19 protein-coding genes and 1 tRNA gene are annotated in these 25,249 nt (G+C 63.6%); all 20 read left to right on the top strand.

Annotated elements, in window-relative coordinates:
- Nucleotides 1–17 precede the first annotated feature (17 nt).
- The 20 genes from purM to cysS all read left to right on the top strand — a co-directional run bounded on the left by purM (nucleotide 18) and on the right by cysS (nucleotide 25,084).
- Nucleotides 18–1,166 carry a phosphoribosylformylglycinamidine cyclo-ligase gene (purM, locus tag LG373_RS01200; protein ID WP_114567904.1) on the top strand — a complete coding sequence of 383 codons (1,149 nt, stop codon included), beginning with the start codon at nucleotides 18–20 and terminating at the stop codon, nucleotides 1,164–1,166.
- 10 nt (nucleotides 1,167–1,176) lie between these two features.
- Entirely contained in the window at nucleotides 1,177–1,788 is a 612-nt protein-coding gene (gene purN / locus LG373_RS01205) for a phosphoribosylglycinamide formyltransferase (RefSeq protein ID WP_225748765.1), read from the top strand.
- Nucleotides 1,785–2,774, top strand: coding sequence for an XdhC family protein (locus LG373_RS01210; protein WP_225748766.1), 990 nt, complete (start codon nucleotides 1,785–1,787; stop codon nucleotides 2,772–2,774). Before purN ends, LG373_RS01210 begins: the two co-directional genes overlap by 4 nt.
- A gap of 107 nt (nucleotides 2,775–2,881) precedes the next feature.
- Nucleotides 2,882–4,450, top strand: coding sequence for a bifunctional phosphoribosylaminoimidazolecarboxamide formyltransferase/IMP cyclohydrolase (purH, locus tag LG373_RS01215; protein ID WP_216528945.1), 1,569 nt, complete (start codon nucleotides 2,882–2,884; stop codon nucleotides 4,448–4,450).
- A 243-nt stretch (nucleotides 4,451–4,693) separates the two neighbouring features.
- On the top strand, nucleotides 4,694–5,521 hold the full coding sequence (locus LG373_RS01220; RefSeq protein ID WP_114567916.1) for a J domain-containing protein: 828 nt from the start codon (nucleotides 4,694–4,696) through the stop codon (nucleotides 5,519–5,521).
- Nucleotides 5,522–5,644: 123 nt separating this feature from the next.
- Nucleotides 5,645–6,793, top strand: a complete 1,149-nt coding sequence (locus LG373_RS01225; protein WP_225748767.1) for an ATP-grasp domain-containing protein — start codon at nucleotides 5,645–5,647, stop codon at nucleotides 6,791–6,793.
- Nucleotides 6,794–6,822: 29 nt separating this feature from the next.
- A complete protein-coding gene (locus LG373_RS01230; RefSeq protein ID WP_225748768.1) occupies nucleotides 6,823–8,025 on the top strand; it encodes a lysylphosphatidylglycerol synthase transmembrane domain-containing protein in 1,203 nt (400 codons plus the stop codon).
- Between the two features lie 141 nt (nucleotides 8,026–8,166).
- Complete coding sequence (locus LG373_RS01235; protein WP_225748769.1) at nucleotides 8,167–9,645, top strand: extracellular solute-binding protein; 1,479 nt, start codon at nucleotides 8,167–8,169, stop codon at nucleotides 9,643–9,645.
- Nucleotides 9,646–9,686: 41 nt separating this feature from the next.
- Complete coding sequence (locus LG373_RS01240) at nucleotides 9,687–12,752, top strand: EAL domain-containing protein (protein ID WP_225748770.1); 3,066 nt, start codon at nucleotides 9,687–9,689, stop codon at nucleotides 12,750–12,752.
- Nucleotides 12,753–12,860: 108 nt separating this feature from the next.
- Nucleotides 12,861–13,286: a PaaI family thioesterase gene (locus tag LG373_RS01245; protein ID WP_114567910.1), complete on the top strand. Its 426-nt coding sequence runs from the start codon at nucleotides 12,861–12,863 to the stop codon at nucleotides 13,284–13,286.
- Nucleotides 13,287–13,494: 208 nt separating this feature from the next.
- Nucleotides 13,495–13,571: transfer RNA gene (locus LG373_RS01250), tRNA-Pro, on the top strand.
- Between the two features lie 814 nt (nucleotides 13,572–14,385).
- The gene (locus LG373_RS01255) at nucleotides 14,386–15,228 is read left to right on the top strand and encodes a CpsD/CapB family tyrosine-protein kinase (protein WP_216528941.1); all 843 of its coding nucleotides are present in this window, start codon (nucleotides 14,386–14,388) and stop codon (nucleotides 15,226–15,228) included.
- Nucleotides 15,229–15,593: 365 nt separating this feature from the next.
- A complete protein-coding gene (gene tatA / locus LG373_RS01260) occupies nucleotides 15,594–15,857 on the top strand; it encodes a twin-arginine translocase TatA/TatE family subunit (RefSeq protein ID WP_114567912.1) in 264 nt (87 codons plus the stop codon).
- 174 nt (nucleotides 15,858–16,031) lie between these two features.
- Entirely contained in the window at nucleotides 16,032–16,502 is a 471-nt protein-coding gene (gene greA, locus LG373_RS01265; RefSeq protein WP_114567913.1) for a transcription elongation factor GreA, read from the top strand.
- 16 nt (nucleotides 16,503–16,518) lie between these two features.
- On the top strand, nucleotides 16,519–18,015 hold the full coding sequence (gene lysS, locus LG373_RS01270) for a lysine--tRNA ligase (protein ID WP_225748771.1): 1,497 nt from the start codon (nucleotides 16,519–16,521) through the stop codon (nucleotides 18,013–18,015).
- Nucleotides 18,016–18,817: 802 nt separating this feature from the next.
- Entirely contained in the window at nucleotides 18,818–21,382 is a 2,565-nt protein-coding gene (locus LG373_RS01275) for an ATP-dependent Clp protease ATP-binding subunit (RefSeq protein ID WP_225748772.1), read from the top strand.
- Nucleotides 21,383–21,451: 69 nt separating this feature from the next.
- Complete coding sequence (gene ispD, locus LG373_RS01280) at nucleotides 21,452–22,294, top strand: 2-C-methyl-D-erythritol 4-phosphate cytidylyltransferase (RefSeq protein WP_114567809.1); 843 nt, start codon at nucleotides 21,452–21,454, stop codon at nucleotides 22,292–22,294.
- A 40-nt stretch (nucleotides 22,295–22,334) separates the two neighbouring features.
- The gene (gene ispF, locus LG373_RS01285; RefSeq protein ID WP_225748985.1) at nucleotides 22,335–22,841 is read left to right on the top strand and encodes a 2-C-methyl-D-erythritol 2,4-cyclodiphosphate synthase; all 507 of its coding nucleotides are present in this window, start codon (nucleotides 22,335–22,337) and stop codon (nucleotides 22,839–22,841) included.
- Between the two features lie 72 nt (nucleotides 22,842–22,913).
- Complete coding sequence (gene cysE, locus LG373_RS01290) at nucleotides 22,914–23,585, top strand: serine O-acetyltransferase (protein ID WP_225748773.1); 672 nt, start codon at nucleotides 22,914–22,916, stop codon at nucleotides 23,583–23,585.
- Entirely contained in the window at nucleotides 23,582–25,084 is a 1,503-nt protein-coding gene (gene cysS, locus LG373_RS01295) for a cysteine--tRNA ligase (RefSeq protein WP_216528937.1), read from the top strand. Before cysE ends, cysS begins: the two co-directional genes overlap by 4 nt.
- Nucleotides 25,085–25,249 lie beyond the last annotated feature (165 nt).

Here is a 25,249-nt window from a genome sequence, read left to right on the forward strand (position 1 = left end):
GCAAGAAGGAGCTTGAGATGACCGAGAGAATCACCGTGAACGCGAACCAGAACGAGGACGGCCCCCAGATGCCCAGCTGGATGGACGAGGATGCGGTCACGTACGCGCAGGCCGGCGTCGATACGGCGGAAGGCGCGCGCGCCGTGGAGGCCATCAAGGGCGTCGTGCACGACACGTACCGTCCCGAGGTGGTGGGAGACATCGGCGGCTTCGGCGGCCTGTTCTCCATCGCGGCGGCCAAGGACATGGTCGATCCGCTGCTGGTGAGCGGCACCGACGGCGTGGGCACGAAGCTCAAGGTCGCCCAGCTGGCCGGCAAGCACGACACCGTGGGCATCGACTTGGTGGCCATGTGCGCCAACGACATTCTGGCCACGGGCGCCGAGCCGCTGTTCTTCCTGGACTACGTGGCTATCGGCAAGCTGAACGCCGAGAACATGGCCGAGATCGTGGCGGGCATCGGCGAAGGCTGCAAGCAGGCCGGCTGCGCGCTCATCGGCGGCGAGATGGCCGAGCACCCCGGCGTGATGGATCCGGACGACTACGACCTGTCCGGCTTCTGCGTGGGCGTGGTGGACCGCGTGAAGATGCTCGATCCGGCGGCCGTGCGCGAAGGCGACGTGCTGATCGGCCTGGCGTCGAGCGGCCTGCACTCCAACGGCTACTCGCTGGCGCGCAAGGTGTGCGTGGAGGGCAAGACCCACTACGAGCTGCGCATCGAGCGCGATGAGTTGGGCGGAGCCAGCCTGCAGGACGCGCTCTTGGCGCCGACGCGCATCTACGTGAAGCCGGTGCGCGCCGTGCTGGACGCCTGCCCGAACGCGGTGCGCGCGCTTGCGCACATCACGGGCGGCGGCATCACCGAGAACCTGAACCGCGCGCTGCCGGAGAACGTGGACGCGCAGGTCGACCTGGGCACGTGGCCGGTGCCTCCCATCGCGAAGTTCGTGTGCGAGGCGGCGCATCTGGACGAGTCCGAGGCGCTCAAGACCTTCAACATGGGCCTGGGCCTGGTGCTCATCGTGGACCCGGAGCGCGCCGACGAGGTGGAGGCCGCGCTGGCCGAAGCCGGCGAGCAAACCTATCGCGTGGGACGCGTCGTGTCCGGCGCGGCCGAGGTTCGCTACGCGAACGACGGCGCGCTGTACGGCTACGAAGCGGAATAGGAGAATTCGCATGACCACGCCGCTTACGATAGGCGTGCTGCTGAGCGGCAGCGGCACGAACCTGCAAGCTATCATCGATGCCGTGCGCGACGGGTTGCCGGTGAACGTCGCGTGCGTGGTGTCGTCGCGTCCCGACGCGTACGGCATCGAGCGCGCGAAGGCCGCGGGCATCCCGACCGTCGTGCTCAACCGCGACGTGTACGCCGATCCGCTGGCTGCCGATGCGCGCATCGTGGACGAGCTGCGTGCGGCGGGCGCGGAATACGTGGTCATGGCCGGCTACATGCGCAAGGTTACGCCGGTCATGCTGGACGCGTTCCCGGACCGCGTGCTCAACCTGCATCCGGCGCTCCTGCCTGCGTTCAAGGGCGCGCACGCCATCCAGGACGCCTACGATGCGGGCGTGAAGGTGACGGGCGTGACCGTGCATTTCGCGAACGAGGACTACGACAAGGGACCCATCGTGGCGCAGCGCGCCGTCGAAGTGCGCGAAGGCGACGCGTTGGAGGATTTGGAGGCGCGCATCCATGAGGTGGAGCACGTCATCTACCCCGAGGTGCTGCGCCAGATCGCCGAGGACCGCGTGACGGTGGGCGAGGACAGGAAGGTGCATATCGCATGATGAGGGACGTGCTCGCCGCGGTGGCGGCTGATCTGCGGGCGGGCCGCACGCCCGTCCTGTCGGCTGACGACTTCCCGTGTTTTTCAGCGGAGGCCCTTGCGGGCAACCAGCATGTCGACCCGTCGTACGCGGACGTGATCGCGCGCAGCTTGGGCGAAGCCGACGCCGTCGTGTTCGAGCGCGCCGTGCGCGCCATCGACGAAGGCGACCTTGCCTGGATCGGCTTCAAGGTGGTCTACGATGCACAGCAGGCCCAGGCCAACACCGACAACGAGGTGACGAAGAAGTACGGCGACCAAGGTTCCGCCGACGGCGAGCCGCTCGTGTTCTTCTGCAACGATGCGAAGGAGATCGTGGCGGCGCGCCCGCATTCCGCACGCGATGCGTTTCAGATGAAGGACGTCACGCGCGGGCCTTCGATGCACAACGAGCAGTTCGAAGGCCTCACCTGGCTTTCCGTCCCGCTGTTCGAGCAGGTGCGCGTGTGGTTGCTGGGCGCGTCGGACGCGGCCAGCGAAGTCGCGGCGCTGGCCGCGCACGTGGGCTTTCGCGTGACGGTGGTCGACTACGACCCCGCGTACGTGAGCGAAGCCCGCTTCCCGGACGCCGAGCGCATCGTCCTTCCCGGCGGCAGCTTCGATGCGCTGGACCAGTTGTCCTGCACGTCGGCGGACTACGTGTGCGTGCTCACGCGCGGCCACATGTTCGACCCCGAGGCCTGCGTGTGGGCGGCCAAGCACGGCGCGCATTACGTGGGCATGATGGGGTGCGCTGGCAAGAACGATCGCGTGCACGAGCTGGTTTTGGCGGCGGGCGCCACCGAGGACGACTGGGCGCGCGTCAAGCGCCCCATCGGCTTGAAGTTCGGGGCGAAGACGCCCGCCGAATTGGCGATAGCGATCGTCGGCGAGCTGGTGGACGTACGCTACCGGCAACGGTACAGTGAAGAAGCCCGCGCCAAGCACGAAAGCAGCTTGGGCAGGTAGATAGAGCGCCGGAGGCAATGCCGGTGCAGGGCAATAGGGCCCGCAGCGTCGAGTTGTTTCGTCGTTCGCAAGGCGGCGGAACCCAAAAGGAAAGGATGTAAGACCATATGAGCAATCCGAAGGTCAAGCGCGTTTTGATGTCCGTTACGGACAAGGCGGGCGTCGTCGATTTCGCCCGCGTCCTCGTGGAGGAGTTCGGAGCGGAGGTCATCTCCACGGGCGGCACGGCCCGCGTCATCGCGGAGGCCGGCGTGCCGGTCACGCCGATCGACGACGTGACGCAGTTCCCGGAGATGATGGACGGACGCGTGAAGACGCTGCACCCGCGCGTGCACGGCGGTCTGCTGGCCAAGCGCGACAACGAGGCCCACATGGCCCAGGCGGCCGAGCACGGCATCCAGATGATCGATATGGTGGTCGTGAACCTGTACGCCTTCGAGAAGACGGTGGCCGGCGGCGCCGACTTCGCAACCTGCATCGAGAACATCGACATCGGCGGCCCGTCCATGCTGCGCTCCGCCGCCAAGAACTTCGAGAGCGTGGCCGTGGTCACGCGCCCGGAAACCTACGACGACATCTTGGCCGAGATGCGCGCCAACGACGGTGCCACCACGCGCGATACGCGCGCGAAGCTGGCGCTCGACGTGTTCCGCACGACGGCCGCCTACGACGGCGCCATCGCCGCCTGGATGGGCGAGCAGCTCGAAGGCGACCAGAAGTACCCGGCCGCCCGCGCCCTCAACCTGACCAAGGTGCAGGACCTGCGCTACGGCGAGAACCCGCATCAGTCCGCCGCGTTCTACCGTCGCGACAGCTACGCGGGTGCCGAGCACAGCCTGGCCCACGCCAAGCAGCACCAGGGCAAGGAGCTTTCGTACAACAACTACCTGGACCTGGACGCCGCCTGGACGGCCGTGCGCGAGTTCGACGAGCCCGCGTGCGTCATCGTGAAGCACCTTACGCCGTGCGGCGTGTGCCAGGACGCCGACCTGGTGGCCGCGTACCAACGCGCGCATGCGTGCGACCCGGTCAGCGCGTACGGCGGCGTCATGGCGTTCAACCGTCCGGTCACGTCCGACGTGGTGGTTGCCATCTTCGAGAACAAGCAGTTCGTCGAGGCCATCGTGGCGCCCGAGTTCGCGGGCGACGCGCTGGACATGTACAGTGCCAAGAAGAACGCGCGTCTCCTGTCCACGGGCGGCGTGAACAAGGCCGGCGGGGAAGTGGAGTACCGCTCCGTCGAGGGCGGCCTGCTCGTGCAGGATTCCGACGGCGTGCTGGAGGATCCGGCTGCGTTCACGGTTCCCACGAAGCGCCAGCCTACCGACGAGGAAATGGCCGAGCTGCTGTTCGCTTGGAACGTGTGCAAGTCGGTCAAGTCCAACGCCATCGCGCTTACCAAGAACCATGCCACGGTGGGCGTGGGCGGCGGCCAGCCCAACCGCGTGAACTCCGCGCGCATCGCCGTCGAGCAGGCGGGCGAGCAGGCGAAGGGCTCCGTGGCCGCGTCGGACGCGTTCTTCCCGTTCCGCGACGGCCTTGACGCTTTGGCCGAGGCCGGCGTGACGGCCATTATCGAGCCGGGCGGATCCATCCGCGACGACGAGGTGATCGCCGCCGCTGACGAGCACGGCATCGCGCTCGTGTTCACCGGCCATCGCCACTTCAGGCACTAAGCCGGCAGCTGGCGCGCGGCCGAAGCCCGCAGCGCCCCCCCCAAGCACGCTTGATCGAAAAGCTGGATCCGCTTGTCGGGTCCAGCTTTTTTTGCAGGAAGGGCAACGGCCGCCTTTTCGCATCGATGCCGTAGCCGCGAACGTGTGAGCGTTTCGGGTATGGTTATGTTCCTTCCTTGTCGTAAAAGGAACATACTCGCACCGGGGGCGCAACGCGCAATGCGCTTCGGTATAGTGGGCGGCATGAAGAAATCTCAAGCGTTGAACATACTGAACCTGAGCGAGGGGGCTACTGACGACGAGGTCAAAGCCTCGCATCGCAAGCTGGTCATCGCCCATCACCCGGACAAATTTCCGCTTGATTCCGCCGAGCGCGCCGAAGCGGAAGAGCTGACCAAGCAAATCAACGAAGCGCGCGACGTGTTGCTCAACCGCTCGTGGACGCCGGAGTTCGACCCGCGTCGCGACCCGCGCCCCTATGCGGGCAACCCGTACGCGCATCCTACGGCGAACCCGTACGGATCGCCCCAGCAGGTCGAATGGGACCCGTTCGCGGATTGGCCGTTCGGGCAGGGTTCGTCGCAAGGGCAGGGCCGCACCACCTACGTATGGACCTCGTGGGACGGCGCCCGCTCCGCCGGCGAGGGCGCGCCCGGCGGCGTGCCGTTCGATCCGTTCGACCCGTTTGCGCCGTTCAGGGCATCGGCTCCTCAGAAAACGCCGGAACAGGTGCGCGATGAGACGCGCCAAAGCATCAAGAAGGAAGGCGCCGTCGTGGCGGCGAAAGCGGCGGCTTTGGCGGTGTTGAGCTTGGCGGGGTCTCCTGCCACCGGGCTGTTCGTGTACGTGGTGGCGTCGTTCGTCTACGGGCTGTGGAAGCGTTTGGGCAGCTGTTTGATCGGCTTTTTCGTTCCTATCGCGCTCGTGCTTGCGCCGTTCGTGTTCATGATCGCGCCGCGGCAAGGTGCGGTGACGATAGGGCTGGGCCTTGCGTTTGCGGTTGCGGTTCTTTTCGACATCACGAACGCGCGCGACCTTGTGCGCGTCTATCGTGCCGCCGGTCGGGAGTAGGGCTGCCGGGCGCGGGCGCGCCCATGCTATACTGTTTGTTTGTCGCCGCGCGGTGTTTGCGCCGGCGGATGCGCGAAGCGCTTCGCATGCTCGAAGCGCACCGATGAAGGAGGATTCGAAGCAATGATAGTGCTTGACGAGCCGTATGCATCAGAACCGCTGCTTGCGTGGATGGAGTCTTCGCAGCATCCCGTGCTCGACAACGAATTCGCGCGCACGACAGCCGCGGGCCGTGCGTTGAACCTGGTGTCGGCAGACGAAGCCGTGCGCCGTATCGATGCAGGCGAGCGCGTGTACACCAATTCCGAAAACGCCTTGGCGTGGATCGTCGAGAACGCGCATAACGAAAGCCTGTCGCGCGCTATCGGGCTGTTCAAGGACAAAGCCGCTATGCGGCAGGTTCTGGCTGCCCTCGACCCTGATCTGTTCTTCAAAACCTGCTCGGTTGACGAGCTGTTCAAGCTGGACTTCTCGAAGCTGGAAGCGCCGTTCGTGCTGAAGCCGTCCGTCGGATTCTGCAGCATGGGCGTGTACGCCATCCAAGATCGCGAAGACTGGGAGCGCGCGCTTGCCGACATTCAGCGCAACGCGTCCACCTGGCACGACATGTACCCCGAAAGCGTCATCGGGTCCGGATCGTTCATCTTGGAGGGCTACATCGAGGGGACCGAGTACGCGCTCGACGCGTACTTCGACGCCACCGGCGCGGCGCATATCCTCAACGTCTTGCGCCACGACTTCGTTTCAGCCGAGGATACGTCCGACCGCATGTACGTGACGAGCGCGCCTATCGTGCGCGAAACGTCCGCGCTGTTCACGCAATGGCTTGACCGCGTGAACGCGCTTGTGGGAGCGCGCAATTTCCCCGTGCATGTAGAGGTGCGCGTTCTCGACGGGCACGTGTGCCCCATCGAGTTCAACCCGCTTCGTTTCGCGGGTTTGGGCGGCACCGACGTCAGCTGGCACGGCTACGGGTATCGCACGTACGAGGCGTTCCTGGAAGATGAGCGCCCTGATTTCGATCGCGCGTTCGAGGGCAAGGGCGACAAAGTGTACACGATGTCGCTGCTCAATCCGCCGGCCGACGCTACAGGGGACGAGCGGTTCGACTACGATGCGTTCCTCAGCCGTTTCTCCCATGTGCTCGAGATGCGGCCGTTCGACGTTCGGCGCGTGGGCAATTACGGCTTCCTGTTCTTGGAAACGGATGCGGAATCGGCCAACGAGCTCGACTTCCTCGTGCACTCCGACCTCAAGGAATTCCTCCGCTAGGCGGAGGCGTTCGGGGCGCGAGCAAGGCTGTGAAGCTCAACATCAGAAACCTGCTCATCGGGCTTGTTATCGTCATCGTGCTTGCGGTGGTGCTTTTGCGCGGCGATCAGCTGGTCGAGCTGGTGGAAACCATCAAGAAGGGCGCGGCCATCCCGTTGATCGCTGCGCTGTGCACCCAGCTGGGAAAGTACTTCGCGCAGAGCTTCGCGTATTCGTATGCGTTCGAAGCGGTTGACGAGCGCATGGATCCGCGCTCGACGCTGCCTTTGGTGTTCGGGACGTTTTTCATGAACACGATCGCGCCGTCGCTCAACCTGGCCGGTACGACGCTGGTGGTGGACGATGCGCGCCAGCGCGGCATTGCCCCGGGCAAGGCAACCAGCGCGGCGCTGCTCATGCAGATCACCATCGATTCGGGATTCGCCACCATCATGCTGATAGGCTTCGCCATATTGGCCGCCACGGTGGGCTTGTCGCCCCTGTGGTTCCTGCTCGGGCTGCTTGTCATCGCGCTGGTGGGGGCCATGATCACCATCTTGGTACTGGGCCGCAAGCGTCCGGCGCTCGTGCTGCGCGTGCTGCGGCCCATCGAACGGTTGGTCAACCGCATTCTCGCCCGCTTCAAGAAAGGGCCGCTCGACCCGTGGGTGGAGCGTACGGTGTGCTCGTTTTCCGACGCGGCGGGCCTTATCGCGCACAATCCCAAGACCACGGCGAAATCCTTCGGGTGCTCCATTGCCGCAAGCGCGTGCGAGCTTGCCTGCTTCAGCTTGGTGGGCGTTGGGTTCGGCGTAACGGTTCCCGAAGCGCTCATCTGCGGCTATGTGGTGGCAACGCTGTTCGCTATGATCTCGATCACGCCGCAGGGCGTAGGCGTGGTGGAAGCTGCCGTGGTGGTGGCGTTCACGTCTTTCGGGGCGACTGCGGCGGCGGGGCTGTCCATTGCGCTCGTCTATCGCGGCATCGTGTTCTGGATGCCGTTCCTTATCGGCGCGATACTCATTCAAACAACCAAGACGTTCAAGCGCGATGCCAAGCAGATGCTCAACGATCCGGATGCTGCCGGCCGCTTGTCGGGAGTGTCGGCGGTGGCGCGGCACCTTGACGAGCAGCGGGCTCCTTTGGACGTCGATCAGCCGTTGTGCGACCGTGACCACGAGCAAGCGGCCGTTCCCCGTGCTTCGGCGGCTCCGCGCGATGCGAAGCCTCCGAAAGCGCCGCGGGACTCGTAAGGGCCTGCCGCCAACCCAAAGCTTCCTGCCGTCTCGGCGCGTTCGCAAGTTCGTCGGCCGCAGCTCCGCTTCATGACTTAGAATGTTCTGAAACGTACGCATAGGTGTGGGGTGGTTGTGCGCGATTCAGAGGGGGAGCGGATGAGTGCGAAAAAGACGCTGAGGCAGGCTGCTGCGCTTGCTCTTGCGGGAATGCTGACCTTGGCGGGTTGCTCGGGCCCGGGCGCGGCTGCGTCGGGCAAAGACGCTTCTTCGCTGCTCGATCCCGCCGACCCCGTGCAGATCGAGCTGTGGACGTACTACAACGGAACCCAGCAGCAGGCGTTCGAATCGCTTGTCGACGAGTTCAACGCGACCCAGGGCAAAAGCGTGGGCGTGGTGGTTACCAGTTCCAGCCAGGGCGGCGTAAACGATTTGGCCGCAGCGGTGACCGGGTCGGCGCAGGAGCTTGTCGGGTATGCCGATATGCCCGACGCGTTCCTTTCGTATCCCGATACGGCTTCGCTTGTCGATAGCTTCGGGCGCGTGGCCGATCTTTCCGGATACCTGACCGACGAGCAGAAGGATCGGTACGTCGAGGCGTTTTTGGCCGAAGGGGATCTGGACGGCACGGGTTCTCTGAAGGTGTTTCCCGTGGCGAAATCAACCGAGACGTTTCAGATGAATCTGACCGATTGGCGGGTGTTCGCCGATGCAACGGGCAGCACGCTCGACGAGCTTGCCACCGTCGAGGGGATCGTGACGGTGTCGCAGCGCTATTACGAATGGACCGATGCGCAAACCCCGGACGTGCCGAACGACGGACGTGCGTTCTTCGGCCGAGATGCTTTGACGAATTACCTGGTCACCGGTGCGAAGCAGTTGGGTCACGAAGTGCTTTCCGTTCGTGACGGACGCATCGAGCTCGATCTTGATCGCGCTACGATGAAGGCGTTGTGGGACAACTACTACGTGCCCATGGTGCAGGGTTGGTTCTCTTCCGAAGGCAAGTTCCGCTCAGACGCCGTCAAGACCGGCGACCTGCTCAGTTACGTGGGGTCGTCCTCGTCGGTCGTGTATTTTCCCCAGACCGTGACGGTTGATGATCAGACCAGCTATCCCATCGAGGTGATAGCCTTGCCTGCTCCCACGTTCGAAAGCGGCGTTCCGTGCGCCCCTCAGCAGGGTGCGGGCTTCGTGGTGACGAAGGCCGACGAGCGTACGGAGTGTGCGTGCGTCGAGTTTCTCACCTGGTTCACGGCCAAGGAGCAGAATGCCGGGTTCGCCGTGAAAGCGGGGTATCTGCCCGTGACCAAAGAGGCGATCGAGCCGGAGTTCTTGAAGGACGTCGCTCTGTCGCTGGGGGATTCTTCCCGCAACTACGCTGAGACCCTGCCCGCTGCGCTCGAGACCATGGACGCGGGGCTGTACCGGACGTTCCCGACTCCGAAGGGCAACGAAGCTCGTTCGGTGCTGGGCAAATCGCTGTTCGACCGGGCAGCGCAGGATCGGGCCGCCGTGCGCGCCCAGATCGAGGCGGGCGCCGATCCCGCCCAGGCCGTCGCCGCGTTTTTGGACGAATCGGTTTTCGACGCTTGGCTGGCTGATTTGAAGATGCAATTGGAAGCCGTCGTGGCATAGCGCCCGAGGGTGAGGATGTTGAAGGATAGAGCTACGAGGGCATGACGCTGGGCATGAAACAGGTGAAGGGTGCGCGGAAGGGCTTGACGTTCAAGGCCCTTGTCGCGCTGCCTTTCTGCATCGTGCTTATTTTGCAGGGCGTCATGAGCGCTGCGATCCTGTCCGGGAGTCGCGTGTTCGTCCAGATGGACGACGCTGCGTACGATCTGTTCTCGGAGCGCGTGGCCAGTCGGGCAAGCTACCTCGAAGGCGACATGGTCCTTCGCTGGTCGGACTTCGGCTCGACGCCCGACGTTGTGGCCGATCGTGTTGACGAGGTGCTGGCTGAGCGCGGAGCTTCGGTGTCCGATATCGTTCCGGGTTCGGACGTGGCCTTGTCCATTATCGATGCGATGGCCGACGATCTGGTGTCTTTCATCCGGCACAACGAGGTGAGCGGCGCCTACTTCGTGCTGGCGAACGGCGGGGCGGAGGGAGAGGCCGCCGATGCTCGCACGGCGCTCTACATTCGCGATTCGAACCCGAAGGTCAACGCCGAAGGCGGCTCGGACCTCATGGTTGCATCGTGTCCGATCAGCGTGGGGCGCACTATGGAGATAGCCCTGGACAGCCAGTGGTCGGCAACGTTTCCGCTGGCTGCCGAAGGCAATCAGCGCAGCGCCTTCTACTACGAGCCCCTCCGTGCCGCCCAAAAGCATCCCGATGCAGAGACAAGCGATCTGGGGTACTGGGGCCGACCGGTTGATCTTGGCTGGGCGGGCACGCCTTCGGTGACGTACAGCGTGCCGATTCGAACCGCTTCGGGGGAATTGTGCGGAGTGCTGGGCGTTGAGATACGCCTGGATCGCATCGAGTCGTTTTTTCCGTATCGCGACCTGAACGAGCGAGGCGACGGCTCGTACCTGCTCACAACCGTGCAAGCCGCCGACTCCGAGCGCAGCGCCGGCGTGGAGCCCTTGCCGGACAAACCGCGCGCGTACGAAGTGCTGGCTACAAGCGGGGCGACGCAAAGCCTGTACGTCGAAAACGGCTCCATCGAGGCTTTTCTGGACAACCAGGCTCGCATGGTGGTCGATCCGGCTTTCGACTCGGCAGACCCGGACAAGCGCGCCGTGGCATCCGCGATGGAGCTGGCGCTGTACGACAGCACGTCTCCGTTCGCCTCCGACCGATGGGTGCTTGTGGGGATTGCTCCCGAAGAAGGGCTGTTCTCGGCTTCGCATGCGCTTTCCGAAAGCTTGTTCCGGTCGTTTCTCGTTGCCTTCGTCGTGGGCCTGATCGTGGCCGTGCTGGTGGCGTGGTTGTCGTCATCGCGTTTGCGCAACCTTATGAAAGAGGTTCGCGCAACCGGTCCTGAAGAGCCCATTTCGTTCACGCCTACCGGCATTGTCGAGGTGGACGAGCTTTCCGACGCGATCGAGTCGTTGGGAACCCAGGTTGCTTCGGCGTCTTCGCGCCTGTCCCAGATACTGCAGCTTTCCGATCGCAGCATCGGCGCGTTCGAGTACAACGCCATCCTGGAAACGGTCAGCTATACCGAGGGGTTGTTCTCTACGCTGTCCATCTTGGAGTGCCCCGAAGCGACGCGCTTCTGCGTGGGGCGCGCGGGCTCGGGCACCATGTCGGCGGATGATTTCGATCGGTTCATGGATTGGTACCGCGTGCGCGTCGAGCGCGAGGGGGACGATCGCTACCTGTTCTTCGACGAGCGCGGCACCACGTGGGTGCGCTTGGTCGTTTTGATGGATGAGGATCGCGGCGTGATGTACGGGCTGGTGGAAGACGTGACGCACGAGATTCGAACGCGTCGCCGCTTGGAGCATGAACGCGATCACGACATTCTGACCGGGTTGCTGAACCGCCGCGCGTTCGAGCAGCAGGTGACCGAGCTTTTGCGGGGCCGCAAGAGGCTCGGAGCCATGCTCATGCTCGACTTGGACAACCTCAAGTTCGTTAACGACACGTACGGGCACGATTGGGGCGACCAGTACATCAAGGCAGCTGCGCGCGCTGTGGAGTCGGTGTTCGGCAACAAGGGCCCTTGCTCGCGCGTGTCCGGCGACGAGTTCCTGGCGTTCGTCGACGTCTGTTCGGACCGAGCCGATGTCGAAGCGCTGTTCGCCGACCTGTGCCGTGCGTTCGACGAGAGCGTGCTGGTTGCTCCTGACGGGAAGGCGCTTAAAGTGCGCGCCTCCATGGGCGCTGCGTTCTGCCCCGATGACGCCACTGCCTACGCGCGCCTTCGCGAGTACGCCGACTTCGCCATGTACCTGGCGAAGAACAGCCGAAAAGGCGAGCTGTTCACGTTCGATCGCGCCAGCTACGACGAGAAGTCGTTCATCGTGAACACCGGCGAGGACTTGAACCGCCTGTTCGACGAGCAGCTTGTGGATTACCATTTCCAGCCGATCGTGGATGCTCGGGCCGGCGAGGTCATTGCCTTCGAGGCGCTTATGCGCCCCCAGCTGGAGTCCATTTCCACGCCGGATCGCGTGTTGGCGCTGGCGCGTTCGCAGTCGAAGCTTCACCATGTCGAGCGCATGACGTTTCTGGGAGCTTTGGATGCGTTCTCGCAGCGCTACGTAGGTCAAGGGTCTTTGCTGTTCGTGAACAGCATCGCCACGCAGCGCCTGTCCTCTGAAGACGAGCTGTTCTTGATCGAGCGTTACGGCGGCATGCTCAGGCACCTGGTCATCGAAATCATCGAAAGCGATTACAGTCGCGAAATGGCCGTGTACAAAGAAGCGCTGGCGCGGCGTTTGGGCGCCCGCCTTGCCGTGGACGATTTCGGCAGCGGATACAACGGGGAGACGTCCCTGCTGGACTACCACGTTGACTTCGTGAAGCTTGACGCATGCATCGTTCGAGGAATCGACTGCCAGAAGGACCAGCAGGACATTGCCCGCAATCTGGTGGGATACGCTCATGACCGCGGCATCCGCGTGATTGCCGAAGGGGTGGAGACCGAAACGGAGCTGCGTGCCGTGCTCGATCTGGGCGTTGACTACCTGCAAGGGTACCTGATCGCGCGTCCCGAGCCGCATCCTCGTGACATTCCGGACGAGGTCAAGCGCTTCATTAGGTCGTGTTCCGAGGGCGCTCGGTAAGGCCGGACGGCTTCGCGGGACTGGCCGGGGATGCTTTGGCGTTGGACGGGTATACTAAGGCTCGAACATGGTGGATCCGCGCGGAGCGGATCAGTAAGGAGGAGCCTTATGGCCTTGACCGATACCCTGCATATCGAGGCGACCGATGTCTGCGAAACCCGCGTTGAAGCGGTAATGCCCATCACGCCGGACCTGTACCAGCCGCATGGCTACCTGCACGGCGGGGCGACCATCGCCTTGCTTGAAACGGTGGCGAGCATCGGAACCGAGCAGAACACCGATTTCGATAACGAGCGTCCTTTCGGCATCGACGTGCATGTGCGTCATCGCAAGAGCGGGAAGAACGGCGTGCTGCGCGGCGTGGCCGAGCTTGACCGTCAGGAGCCTTCGAGCGCGGGCGGAGTCAAGCAGTATTGGAACGTGGTTGCGTACGACGAGGACGGCGACGTGGTGTCCGACGGCGTGATCATGACGAAGATCGTGCCGCTTGCGCGTCTTGCTCAGAAGGAGCAGGAGCGCGCCGCCGCGCGCTGACGACGGGGTCTGCACCGCGATCGTGGGCTTTTCCCGTTGGGCGGCGCGCTGCCGTCGTTGTCCGAAGCGGCCGTGAGGCTGCGGGAGAGGCGGCTGAAAGCGAGTCCGAGAAACGGGCGGGAAAATTCTGACGGAAATTCGGGTCATTTTTCCTTTTGCTTTTCGATTCGTTGTGCTATCATATCCGTCGCTGCTTGAAGCAGTACTTCGGGTTGTGGCTCAGCTTGGTAGAGCGCTGCGTTCGGGACGCAGAGGCCGCAGGTTCAAATCCTGTCAACCCGACCAGAACTTGCAGGTCAGTCGTTCGCGGCTGACCTTTTTGCATTTGGGGAAATGCCAACTTGGGGGAGTTGGCGAATTCGGCACCGCAAGCCCCCCGCGCACGGGCGCGGCGTGCGCGGGGGGCTTGCGGTGCGGGGGGCGTGCGGTGCCGGGGGCGGCGCACGCGCGATGCGACGCGCGCGATCGAGCCGCGGGACGGACCCGGCCTTTCGCTGCGGCGTCGCGAAAGGCCGGGTTCCCATCGAGAGGCCGTATTCTGGTAGCGCTCTTGGTGTCCGCCAAGGCCTTGCGCACGAAAAACCGCCCTCGCTGGCAGGTTCTGACGGTTAGGGGTTGCCGAGCCGGCCGCCCTCTTCGCCGCTGCCGGACCCGTTTTGCGTTTCGCCTGGCCATGGCTCCTAGCTGCCGAGTTGCGTTTCCCCGGGCGCCCATCCTGCCGGGCCGAACGACCTCAAACCGTCAAAACCTGCCAGCGAGGGCGGTTTTTCGTGCGCTGCCGATGGGGGAATGGGGCGGATCGGCGGCCCGGGGGCTTCGACGGCGTAGAACTGGGGCTGCGGGCGCGTCCCGCAACTCGGAGCCGAGCTGCTGCCCGTCCGCAACGCGGGGCCGAGCCGCCGCCCGTCCGGGTCGCCGCCTCGTCGAGCGCGAGAGTCGGGGCTGCCGACGGTCGCAAAGATCTTCCGAGCGGTTTTCCTTTGACGTGAGCCGTCGAGGGGTCTATCTTCTACTCAAGTTAGAATAAGTGAACTTACGGTGCCCTGCTTGACGCGAGGAGCCGGGGCCAATGCAGCACGGCTGAACAAAGGAGCGACTTGTGGCCAGGAAAAAGAAATCCGCATCCAACGCGCTCGAAGTGCAGAACGCGGCGAAGACGCTCTTCGCGAACATTCGCTTCATGTCGCCCGACTCTCCGATACGGTCCATCGTGATTACCAGCTCGGTGCCGAACGAGGGCAAGTCGACGTGCTCGATCGAGCTTGCGCGCGCCATTGCCACATCGGGCAAGACCGTGCTGCTGGTGGAGGCCGACATGCGCCGGCGGGCCTTGGCCGACGCTCTTGGGGTGCGTCCTCCTGCAGGCGTGTACGCGGTGCTGACCGACGCCGTGCCGCTTTCGCGGGCCGTGGCCGCCACGCCCACGCCGAACCTGTACTTCCTGGACGTCGAGCCGAACATCCCGAACCCGGCCGACATCGTCTCGTCGAAACGCTATGCCAAGCTGGTGTCCCTTCTTGAGGAAAGCTACGATTACGTGGTGTTCGACACTCCGCCGGTGGGTACGTTCGTCGATGCAGCCATCCTGTCCACGTTGGCGGATGGCACGGTGATAGTGGTAAGGCCGAATCTGGCAACGCGTGCCGAACTGGTGGAAGCTTGCGAGCAGCTGCAAAAAGCCGATGCCAACATCCTGGGCATCTGCGCTACGTTCTGCGAAGGGACCGACTCCGAATACTATTACGCTTACTACACCAACGACGGCGAGCGCGTGAAGCGCGGCGATGATGCGGGCGCGACGCAGGGCCGTACTGCCGCCGATCGGCTGGAGCGCATCCAGGGGATTTCGCGATCTTCCGCAGAGGCCGAACGGCTGCGTGCGTCTTTGAACGGTGCTTCGCGGGCAGCTTCCTCGCGTTTTCGGAGTCGCGGCGATCGGTAGGGCGTTAAGGCGGCCACCTGCGAACCCTTTGCCGGGGCGCCTCTTCGTCAGTGCATACTATGGCGACTGCAAGGCAATTTCTCGCAAAATCGGGAAGCATGCTTCTCATGCTGGTGCATTTGCGGTAATATACCCAGAGTTGTCCGACGGTATCGCTTATACGAACCTCAGACGACGGCCTGGCTTGGCTGCGAACCGCTTTGGGATGTGGGTCGCGATTCCAAGCCACGTCATCCCAGGTATGGAGCTTGGAAGGGATGTGCTTTTCTGCAACATCCCTTTTTTGCATAGGTACATCACCCTGACGAGCAGGGTGGGGCGGGGTCGTAAGGCGCGGCCTTTGCACGAGCAATTTGGAGGAACGTATGAAAATTTTGGGAATGGGGATGCCGGAGCTTCTCATCATCCTTGCGGTGATTTTGCTCATCTTCGGCCCGAAGAACCTTCCGAAGCTTGGCAGCGCGCTTGGCAAAACCGTCAAAAACCTTCGCGACGGCATGGGCAGCAAGTCCATCGAGGACGCCGACGATGAGGAAGAAATCATCGAAGAGGTAGTGGAAGAGCAGCCGGCCAAGAAGACGACGACGGCTCGGAAGACCACCACCGCCGCTAAGAAAAAGGCCGAATAGCTCAACAGTTTTGTTCGGTATGCGGTATGTGCAGGTCTGGCCTCGCACATACCGCTTTTTTCATATCAGTGCGGAAACACCGAAGCCGCGCATTTCATCACAGCGAAAAATATAAGGAAGCACGCTTGAAAGCACGAGCGTGCCTGTTTTTGTAATTGGGACAGGTGAGAAAACATGGCAGACGGAAACTTCATTCTTACACAAGAAGGCAAGGACAACCTCGAAAAAGAGCTGCACTACCTTGAGACCGAGAAGCGCGCCGAGATCGGCGAGCGCATCAAGGTTGCTCGCGAGTTCGGCGACATCTCCGAGAACTCCGAGTACGACGACGCGAAGAACGAGCAGGGCATGATGGAGGCGCGCATCGCCGAGATCAGCCGAATCCTCTCTGAGGCGACCGTGGTCAACACGCCGAAGCGCTCTTCGCGCGTGAACATCGGCTCGGTGGTGACGGTCACCATGGGCGGTCGCGAGCGCGTGTTCACGATCGTCGGCGGCGCGGAAAGCGATGCCGCCGCCGGCAAGATCAGCAACGAGTCTCCCGTGGGCGCCGCCTTGCTGGGTCGCAAGAAGGGCGATGTGGTGGAAACGACGGGTCCGACCGGCCGCCAGGTCACCATCACCATTGAGAAGATCGATCACTAAGATAAAGGAACCGCAGATGAGCGACACCACCGACCAGATCATCGAAGACGACCCCATTGAAGTGCGCCGCGCGAAGCGAGCGGCTCTCATCGCTGCGGGCAAGAACCCCTACGGCCACGCGTTCGAGTACACGCATCATTTGACCGATCTTGTCCAGCAGTACGCCGACCTTGAAGACGGCGCTTCCACCGAGGACGAGGTGGACGTGGTCGGTCGCGTCATGGCCAAGCGCGATCAGGGAAAGCTTGCGTTTTTGGAGCTGCGCGACTCGACGGGCGACATCCAGCTGTTCTGCCGCATCAACGTCTTGGGCGAGGATGCGTTCGCGGAGCTCAAGGATCTGGACGTGGGCGACTGGATCGGCGTGCATGGAACCATGATGCGCACCAAGCGCGGGCAGCTGTCCGTGGCCGTGCAGTCGTTCGAGCTTTTGAGCAAGAGCCTGCGCCCGCTGCCGGAGAAGTTCCACGGTCTGGCCGACAAGGAGACGCGCTACCGTCAGCGCTACGTCGACCTGGTCATGAATCCCGAGGTCAAAGAGACGTTCGAGAAGCGCTTCAAGATCGTGGCGGCCATTCGCCGCTACATGGAGGACCAGGGCTTCTACGAGGTCGAGACCCCGTTTCTGCATCCCATTCTGGGCGGCGCGAACGCCAAGCCGTTCGTCACGCATTTCAACGCGCTCGATCGCGACTACTATCTGCGCATCGCTACCGAGCTGCCCCTCAAGCGTTTGCTGGTGGGCGGATTCGAGAAGGTGTTCGAGATCGGCCGTCAGTTCCGCAACGAGGGCATGGATCCGTTTCATAACCCCGAGTTCACCACGATGGAGGCCTATCAGGCGTTCTCCGACCTCAACGGCATGATGGAACTCACGCAGGGCTACATTCAGGCTGCTGCGATGGCCGCATGCGGCACCATGCAGGTGACGTACCAGGGCCAGGAGATCGACCTGTCGGGCGACTGGCCGCGCAAGTCCATGATCGAGCTTGCCACCGAAGGGGCGGGCGAGCCGGTGAACTTCGACCGCACGCTTGAAGAGCTGGTGGCTATTCTGGAGAAGAACGGCGGGCACGCCGATGCGGCTTGGGGCAAGGGCAAGCTGATAGCCGAGATCTTCGAGGCCGTGGCCGAAGAGAAGCTTATCCAGCCGACGTTCGTGATCGATCACCCGCTCGAGGTGTCTCCTTTGGCCAAGAAGAAGGCCGACGACGAGAACCTGACCGAGCGCTTCGAGCTGTTCATCTGCGGGCACGAGTACGCGAACGCCTTCGGCGAGTTGAACGACCCGGTTGATCAGGCCGAGCGTTTCAAGGCGCAGGTGGCTGCAAAGGATCTGGGCGACGACGAGGCCATGGGCTACGACGACGACTACGTGCGCGCCCTCGAGTACGGCATGCCGCCGGCGGGCGGCGTGGGCGTGGGCATCGACCGCTTGGTCATGCTGTTGTCCGACGCTCCGTCGATTCGCGACGTGCTGCTGTTCCCGCACATGAGGGACGAAGCGAAGTAGAACCTGCATGCGAGGGTGCTCCGAAAGGGCGCCCTCGCTGCTTGTGCGGGTTCAAAGGCGCTGGCGTGTTGGCGGCCCCTCGCTTGGACAGCCGGACGCGCGCCGGGCGATGGCGCTTTCGGGCCGACGAGGCGGCTATGCGGGACTTCGCCTGCGTTCGGGCCGTCAGCGCACGAAAAAACGCGATCGCTGGCAGGTTCTGACGGTTTGAGGTCGTCGTTTCGGCCCTTCGTTTCGCAAGCCGCAAACACTTCAGTATCGTGCCTGGTCAGAAGCCCGATCGAAAATGAAGTTGGGGAAGGGCAGCGTGAGGCGCGCGTTCGGCAACCTCAAACCGTCAGAACCTGCCAGCGAAGGCGGTTTTTCGTGCGCAACGTGCCGCCTGCAAGGGCAGCGGGGCTTCCTGCTCGTGGTGGCTTCGTTGCTGCGGCGCCTCGCACGCATGCCCGCACGCCCGCAGCGGCATCGGTGCCTGCTCGCATCGCCCGCCCGTCCGCGCCGCCGTCACCCGCCCGCCCGCCCACATTCGCGGCTCGCATCGCACGCCCGCCCGCACCCGCCACCCGCGGTTGTTCGCGCCCGCAACGCGCTGCGAGACGCCTTGGCAAATGCGGGCGTCTCGGGATAATCCGGCGGTTCGTGCACGTGGCGCGAAAGGTCGTGATACGATGGATCCCGTCGCCTCAACGGCTCGACTTGTGGAGCCGCCGTGTGCGGCGTCCAGGTGAATTGGCACTCGATCAGTGCGAGTGCTAACATGGACGAGTAACACTGAAGTATCGCCGCGAGAATCGAGGCTTACATGTCATTCGAGAAGTTCACGGACAAGGCGCGCAAGGTGCTCGTCCTGGCCCAGGACGAAGCGCGCTCGCTCCATCAGCCCTATGTGGGGACCGAGCACATCCTTCTTGGCCTTATCCAGGAGAAAGACGGCTTGGCTGCTCAGGCGCTCGATCGCCTGAACGTCAAGTACGACGCCGTGGTGCAGGCTATCCGCCAGGTGGTCGCCATCGACGAGGACACCGACGTGTCCGGGCACCTGTCCTTCACGCCGCGCGTGAAGCGCGTGCTGGAGAACTCCCTGCGCGAAGCCATGCAGATGGGGCAATCCTACATATCGACCGAGCACTTGCTGCTGGGCATCGTTCGCGAAGGCGACGGCACGGCGCTCGAAGTGCTCACGCGCCTGGGCGTGGCGGGCGACGACGTGCGCGCAGCCCTCAACGACCTGGTGGGGCAGAGCCCGGTGTACGCCGGTCGCAACCCCTTCGACCCGAACGGCGGCACGTCGGACAGCGTGCTCAAGGAGTTCGGCACCGACTTGACGCAGAAGGCGCGCGACGGCAAGCTCGACCCCGTCATCGGTCGCGCCGGCGAGATCGAGCGCGTGATGCAGGTGCTCAGCCGTCGCCAGAAGAACAACCCGTTGCTCATCGGCGAGCCGGGCGTGGGCAAGACCGCTGTGGTCGAGGGCTTGGCCCAGCTTATCGTGTCGAATCAAGTTCCCGATATCCTGCGCGGCAAGCGCCTGTTCACGCTGGACGTGTCCGCGCTCGTTGCCGGGTCCAAGTACCGCGGCGAGTTCGAGGAGCGCCTGAAGAAGTGCATCAAGGAAGTGATGGACGCGGGCGACATCATCCTGTTCATCGACGAGATGCACACGCTTATCGGCGCGGGTTCGGCCGAGGGCTCCATCGACGCCGCCGCCATCTTGAAGCCGCCGTTGTCGCGCGGCGAGATCCAGGTTGTCGGCGCCACCACCATCGACGAGTACCGCAAGCACCTGGAGAAGGACTCCGCTTTGGAGCGTCGCTTCCAGCCCATCACGGTGGGCGAGCCGAACGAGGAGCAGGCGCTGCGCATCATGGAGGGCCTGCGCGATCGCTACGAAGCGCACCATCAGGTCCACTTCACCGACGAAGCCCTGCAAGCTGCCGTCAGCTTGGCGGGCCGCTACATCCAGGATCGCTACCTGCCCGACAAGGCTATCGACGTGCTGGACGAGGCGGGCGCGCGCATGCGCATCCGCAACATGACCCTGCCCAAAGAGCTGCGCGATCTGGACGAAGAGCTGCGCAAGCTTCGCGGCGAAAAAGACGCGGCTATCGGCGCGCAGGATTTCGAGCGCGCGGCGCAGCTGCGCGACCAGGAATCCGACCTCAAGAAGAAGCGCGAAGAGGCCGAAAAGCAGTGGGAGGAAGACGCGCAGAAGTCCGTCCATCAGGTGACCGTCGAGGATATCGCCGATGTGGTCTCCATGACGACGGGCGTGCCCGTGTCGAACCTGACGGAGGCCGAGACCGAGAAGCTGCTGCGCATGGAAGGCGTGCTGCACGAGCGCGTCATCGGCCAGGAGGAAGCGGTCACGGCGCTGTCGAAGGCCATCCGCCGTTCGCGCAGCGGCCTCAAGGATCCGAAGCGTCCGGCCGGCTCGTTCATCTTCCTGGGCCCTTCGGGCGTGGGTAAAACGGAGCTTTCCAAGGCGCTCGCCGAGTTCCTGTTCAATTCCGAGGACGCGCTCCTGTCCTTCGACATGTCGGAGTACATGGAGAAGCACAGCGTGTCGCGCCTGGTGGGCAGCCCTCCGGGCTACGTCGGCTTCGACGAGGGCGGCCAGCTGACGAAGGCCGTGCGCCAGCGTCCCTACTCGGTGGTGCTGTTCGACGAGATCGAGAAGGCTCACCCCGACGTGTTCAACATCCTGCTTCAAATTCTGGAGGAAGGTCGCTTGACCGACGCGCAGGGCCGCACGGTGGACTTCCGCAACACGGTCATCATCATGACGTCGAACGTGGGCGCGCGCGAAATCGCGCAGCCTACCACGTTGGGCTTCTCCACCGAAGAGCAGGCGGGCCTGTCCGACAAGGAGATCAAGAGCCGCGTCATGGCCGAGATGAAGAAGCTGTTCAGGCCTGAATTCCTGAACCGCATCGACGAGATCATCGTGTTCAAGTCCTTGAACGACGAGCAGATCGCCGAAATCGTCAAGCTCATGGTGGCCGACCTGCGCGAGCGCTTGATCGACCAGAACATGTCCATCAACTTGAGCGACGCCGCATGCCGGCTCGTCGCGAAAGAGGGGACCGACGCGGCGTACGGCGCTCGTCCCTTGCGCCGCGCCATCCAGCGCTTGCTGGAAGACCCCCTGTCCGAGGAAATCCTCGAGGGCAAGTGGACCAGCGGTTCGGTCATCGACGTGGACGCGGTCGACGGCGAGCTGGTGTTCACGTCGGGTTCCGGGTCTATCCCCGCGCCTCGGAAACGTGATAGCATAGCAAGAGACGCAGAATTGCTGCTGACGAACTACGACTTGGGCCATGCCGGCGTGTCCGGCGGCGGGTCCCTGTCCGGCGGTGCAGCTGATTAACAAGATTCCGGCGGTCGAATGGCCGCCGGAACTGTATGATGCCACGAACGACCTACAAGAAGGAACGGTATGACCAAGACCATCGACCCCGTATTCTCCTCGGAGGTTCTGAAATCTCCGGAGCTTGCCTTCGACCACTTCGACTTCGATGCGATCTCGCAGGCGATGGGAGGGCTTAAAGGGGAGGTCGACAAGAACCCGCAAACCGCAGCCATCATACTGGCCGGCGGCACGGGCGACCGCTTTGGCAAAGAGGGCGGCAAGCAGCTGGTGGAGATTGCCGGCAAGCCCATTCTTACCTGGTCGGCCGAGGCGTTCGACGCGGTGGGCGACATCGGTCTCATCGTTATCGTGTGCCCGGAGGAACGTTGCAGCGAATACCTCAAGCGCGCCATCGACCCGTTCCCGTTCGTGACGCCCGTGGTAGTGGCCCCTGCGGGTCCCAGCCGCCAGGAGTCGGCGTTTTCGGGCTTGGAGTACGTGCCCGACGACTACGGCTACGTCATCCTGCATGACGGCGCGCGGCCCCTCATCACGCCGGAGCTCATCTCGCACACCATCAACACGCTCAAGGGGAACATCGAGTCGGACGGCGCCGTGGTGGCGCATCCGGCGGTCGACACGCTCAAGGTGGTCGAAAACGGCGTCATCATGGGAACGCCCGATCGCCGCGTGTTCTGGAACGCGCAGACGCCGCAGGTGTTCCGCGCGGGCATCTACCGGCGCGCCCACGCGTCGGCGCTGTCCGACGGGTTCATGGGCACGGACGATTCGTCGCTCATCGAGCGTCTGGGCGGCAAGGTGCTCGTGGTCGAAGGAAAGCGCGACAACATCAAGCTGACCGTGCCCGAGGACTACCTGATGCTGGTAGCGGCGGTACGGGCCATGTACATGAAGGGGATGGAAGAATAGTGGCGGGCGCGACGACTTTTCCGGAGGTCCGCTCATGAGCATGTCCTGCAGCGACAATCCGTTGTCGAACCTGCGCATCGGGCAGGGCTACGACGTGCATGCGTTCGCCGAGGGTCGCAAACTGATTTTGGGGGGCGTGGACATCCCGTATGATCGGGGGCTTTTGGGCCATTCGGATGCCGACGTGCTGGCGCATGCGATCTCTGACGCGCTTCTGGGCGGCGTGCGCGGCGGGGACATCGGAAAGCTGTTCCCCGATACCGATCCCGCTTTCAAGGACGCCGATTCCCTCAAGCTTTTGGAAGCCGTGGCGGCGTTCGTGCGCGATCGCGGCTACGAGATCCTTGACGTGGACAGCGTGATAGCGGCGCAGGCCCCGAAGCTTTCGCCGTATCGCGACCAAATGCGTCAGAACCTTGCGCAGGCTATGGGAGTTTCGGTCGACAGCGTGGGCGTGAAGGCCACCACGACTGAGCGTTTGGGTTTCGAAGGCCGTGAAGAGGGCATATCCGCTACCGCAGTCTGTTTGCTCTGTCGATGTCGTTAGGGGTCGGCTGCCCCGAATTGCAGCCGGCACGCTTCGCTATGCTACAATTCCACATCGACAGTTAGGGTATTCATGAACATATTCAAAACCATTGGCGAGGACATCCGAGCGGTCAAGGACCGCGACCCCGCAGCTCAGAACTCGTTCGTCATCTGGCTGACGTACCCGGGTCTTCATGCCCGCTGGTCTCATGTGGTCGAGCATTGGCTGTGGAACCACGGGCTGAAAAGCCTCGCTCGCATATCGTCGCAGTTCACGCGCTTCATGACCGGCGTGGAAATTCACCCTGCAGCCGTGATAGGCCGACGCTTCTTCATCGACCACGCCATGGGGGTCATCATCGGTGAAACCACGATCATCGGCGACGATTGCACGCTGTACCAGGGCGTCACGCTGGGCGGTACCGGTAAGGAAACCGGAAAGCGCCATCCTACGCTGGGAAACAACGTGCTGGTGGGCGTGGGTGCGGCGGTGCTCGGCAACATCACCATAGGCGACGGCTCGAAAGTGGGCGGCGGCGCCGTGGTGGTGAACGACGTGCCGCCGAACTCCACGGTGGTCGGCATTCCCGGTCGCGTGGTGGTGCGCGACGGGCATCGCGTTGAAAGCGAAGCGAAGGATGCGGCGCAGCACAAGGAGAATCTGCCCGATCCCATCGAGGAGCGGTGCGCGAACCAATGCGAGCGTATCGAGGCGCTCGAACGCAGGCTGAAGGAACTTGAGGAGCAGAAGGGGCGCTCATGATCAAACTCTACAACACCAAAGCGCGCGAAAAGGTGCCGTTCGAATCGCGCGAGCGCGGCAAAGTGGGCATGTACGTGTGCGGGCCCACGGTGTACAACTACATCCACATCGGCAACGCGCGTACGTTCATCAGCTTCGACGTCATCCGTCGTTACTTCATGTGGCGCGGCTTCGACGTGACGTTCGTGCAGAACGTCACCGACGTCGACGACAAGATCATCGCGAAGGCGAACGAGGAAGGGCGCGAGGCGTCTGCCGTGGCGGCCGAGTACACGGCTGCGTTCATCGAGGACATGCGCAAGGCGAACGTGCTCGATCCCGACATTCGGCCGAAGGCGACCGAAGAGATCCCGGCCATGATCGAGCTTATCCAGGAGCTGATCGACGGCGACCATGCGTACGAAGTGGACGGCGACGTGTACTTCGCCGTGCGGTCGTTCCCCGCGTACGGCCAGCTGTCGGGCCGCAACGTCGACGAGATGGAATGCGGCCACCGCGAGCTGCGCGCTGACGGCAAAGGCATCGAGGACCGCAAGCGCGATCCGCTCGACTTCGCGCTGTGGAAGGCGGCGAAGCCCGGCGAGCCTTCGTGGGAGTCGCCTTGGGGCCAGGGCCGTCCCGGTTGGCATATCGAATGCTCGGCCATGTCGCGCAGGTACCTAGGACTGCCGTTCGACATTCACGGCGGCGGCGCCGATCTGGTGTTTCCGCATCACGAGAACGAATGCGCGCAAAGCGAAGCGGCGTGCGGCTGCACGTTCGCGAACTACTGGATGCACGGCGGCATGCTGCAGATCAACGCCGAGAAGATGAGCAAGTCGCTGGGCAACTTCATGCTGCTGCGCGACGTGCTGGAAACGACGCGCCCCGAAGTGCTGCGCTTCCTTATGCTGCAGACGCATTACCGCAGCCCCTTGGATTTCTCCGACGAGCGCTTGGCCGAGGCCGAAGCGGCGCTCGGACGCATCGAGAACGCGGTTCGCAATCTGGATTGGCAGCTTGAGAACGTGGAGGACGTTCCGTCGCCGCTCGATACGCGCGAGCTGATGAAGCGCGCGAAAGAGGCCAAGATCTCGTTCATCTTGGCCATGGACGACGATTTCAATACGTGCCGCGCCCTGGGCGAGGTGTTCGACCTGGTGGCCGACGTGAACGCGCAGGTTACGGGCAAAACGCTCTCGCTTTCCGATGTGCCCATCGTGCGCGAGGTGCGCGATACCATCGTGGAACTGGTGGGCGTGTTCGGCATCGACGTGGCGGCGGCTGCCGACTGCGACGAGTCCGACGCGTATCCCGCCGAGGTTGTTCCCTTGGCGGCGGACGTGGCCGGTTACGTTGGCTCGGATGCGTCCGAGGCCGTGGAAGCGCTGCTGGCGGCTCGCACGGAGGCGCGTGCGGCCAAGGACTGGGGTCGTGCCGACGCCGTTCGAGACGGCCTGTGCGCCCTTGGGTTCGTTATCGAGGACACCCCGCAGGGGCCGCGGGTTTCTCTGGCTTAGGCTGTCTGTAGATTTGCCGGCTGACGAGGCCGGATGACGTTACGGGGTCGTGCAGCACGGTTCCGTCGCTTGATCGCCGCTTTCGCGCGCTTGCCGTGCGCTCGGCGATGCATCGCGGCGGTTTCGGACGCTGCACGGCCTTTTGCTCGCTTACGAACAACGAGG

The sequence above is a fragment of the Paraeggerthella sp. Marseille-Q4926 genome, from assembly GCF_916618935.1.
GTDB classification, from domain to species: domain Bacteria; phylum Actinomycetota; class Coriobacteriia; order Coriobacteriales; family Eggerthellaceae; genus Paraeggerthella; species Paraeggerthella hominis.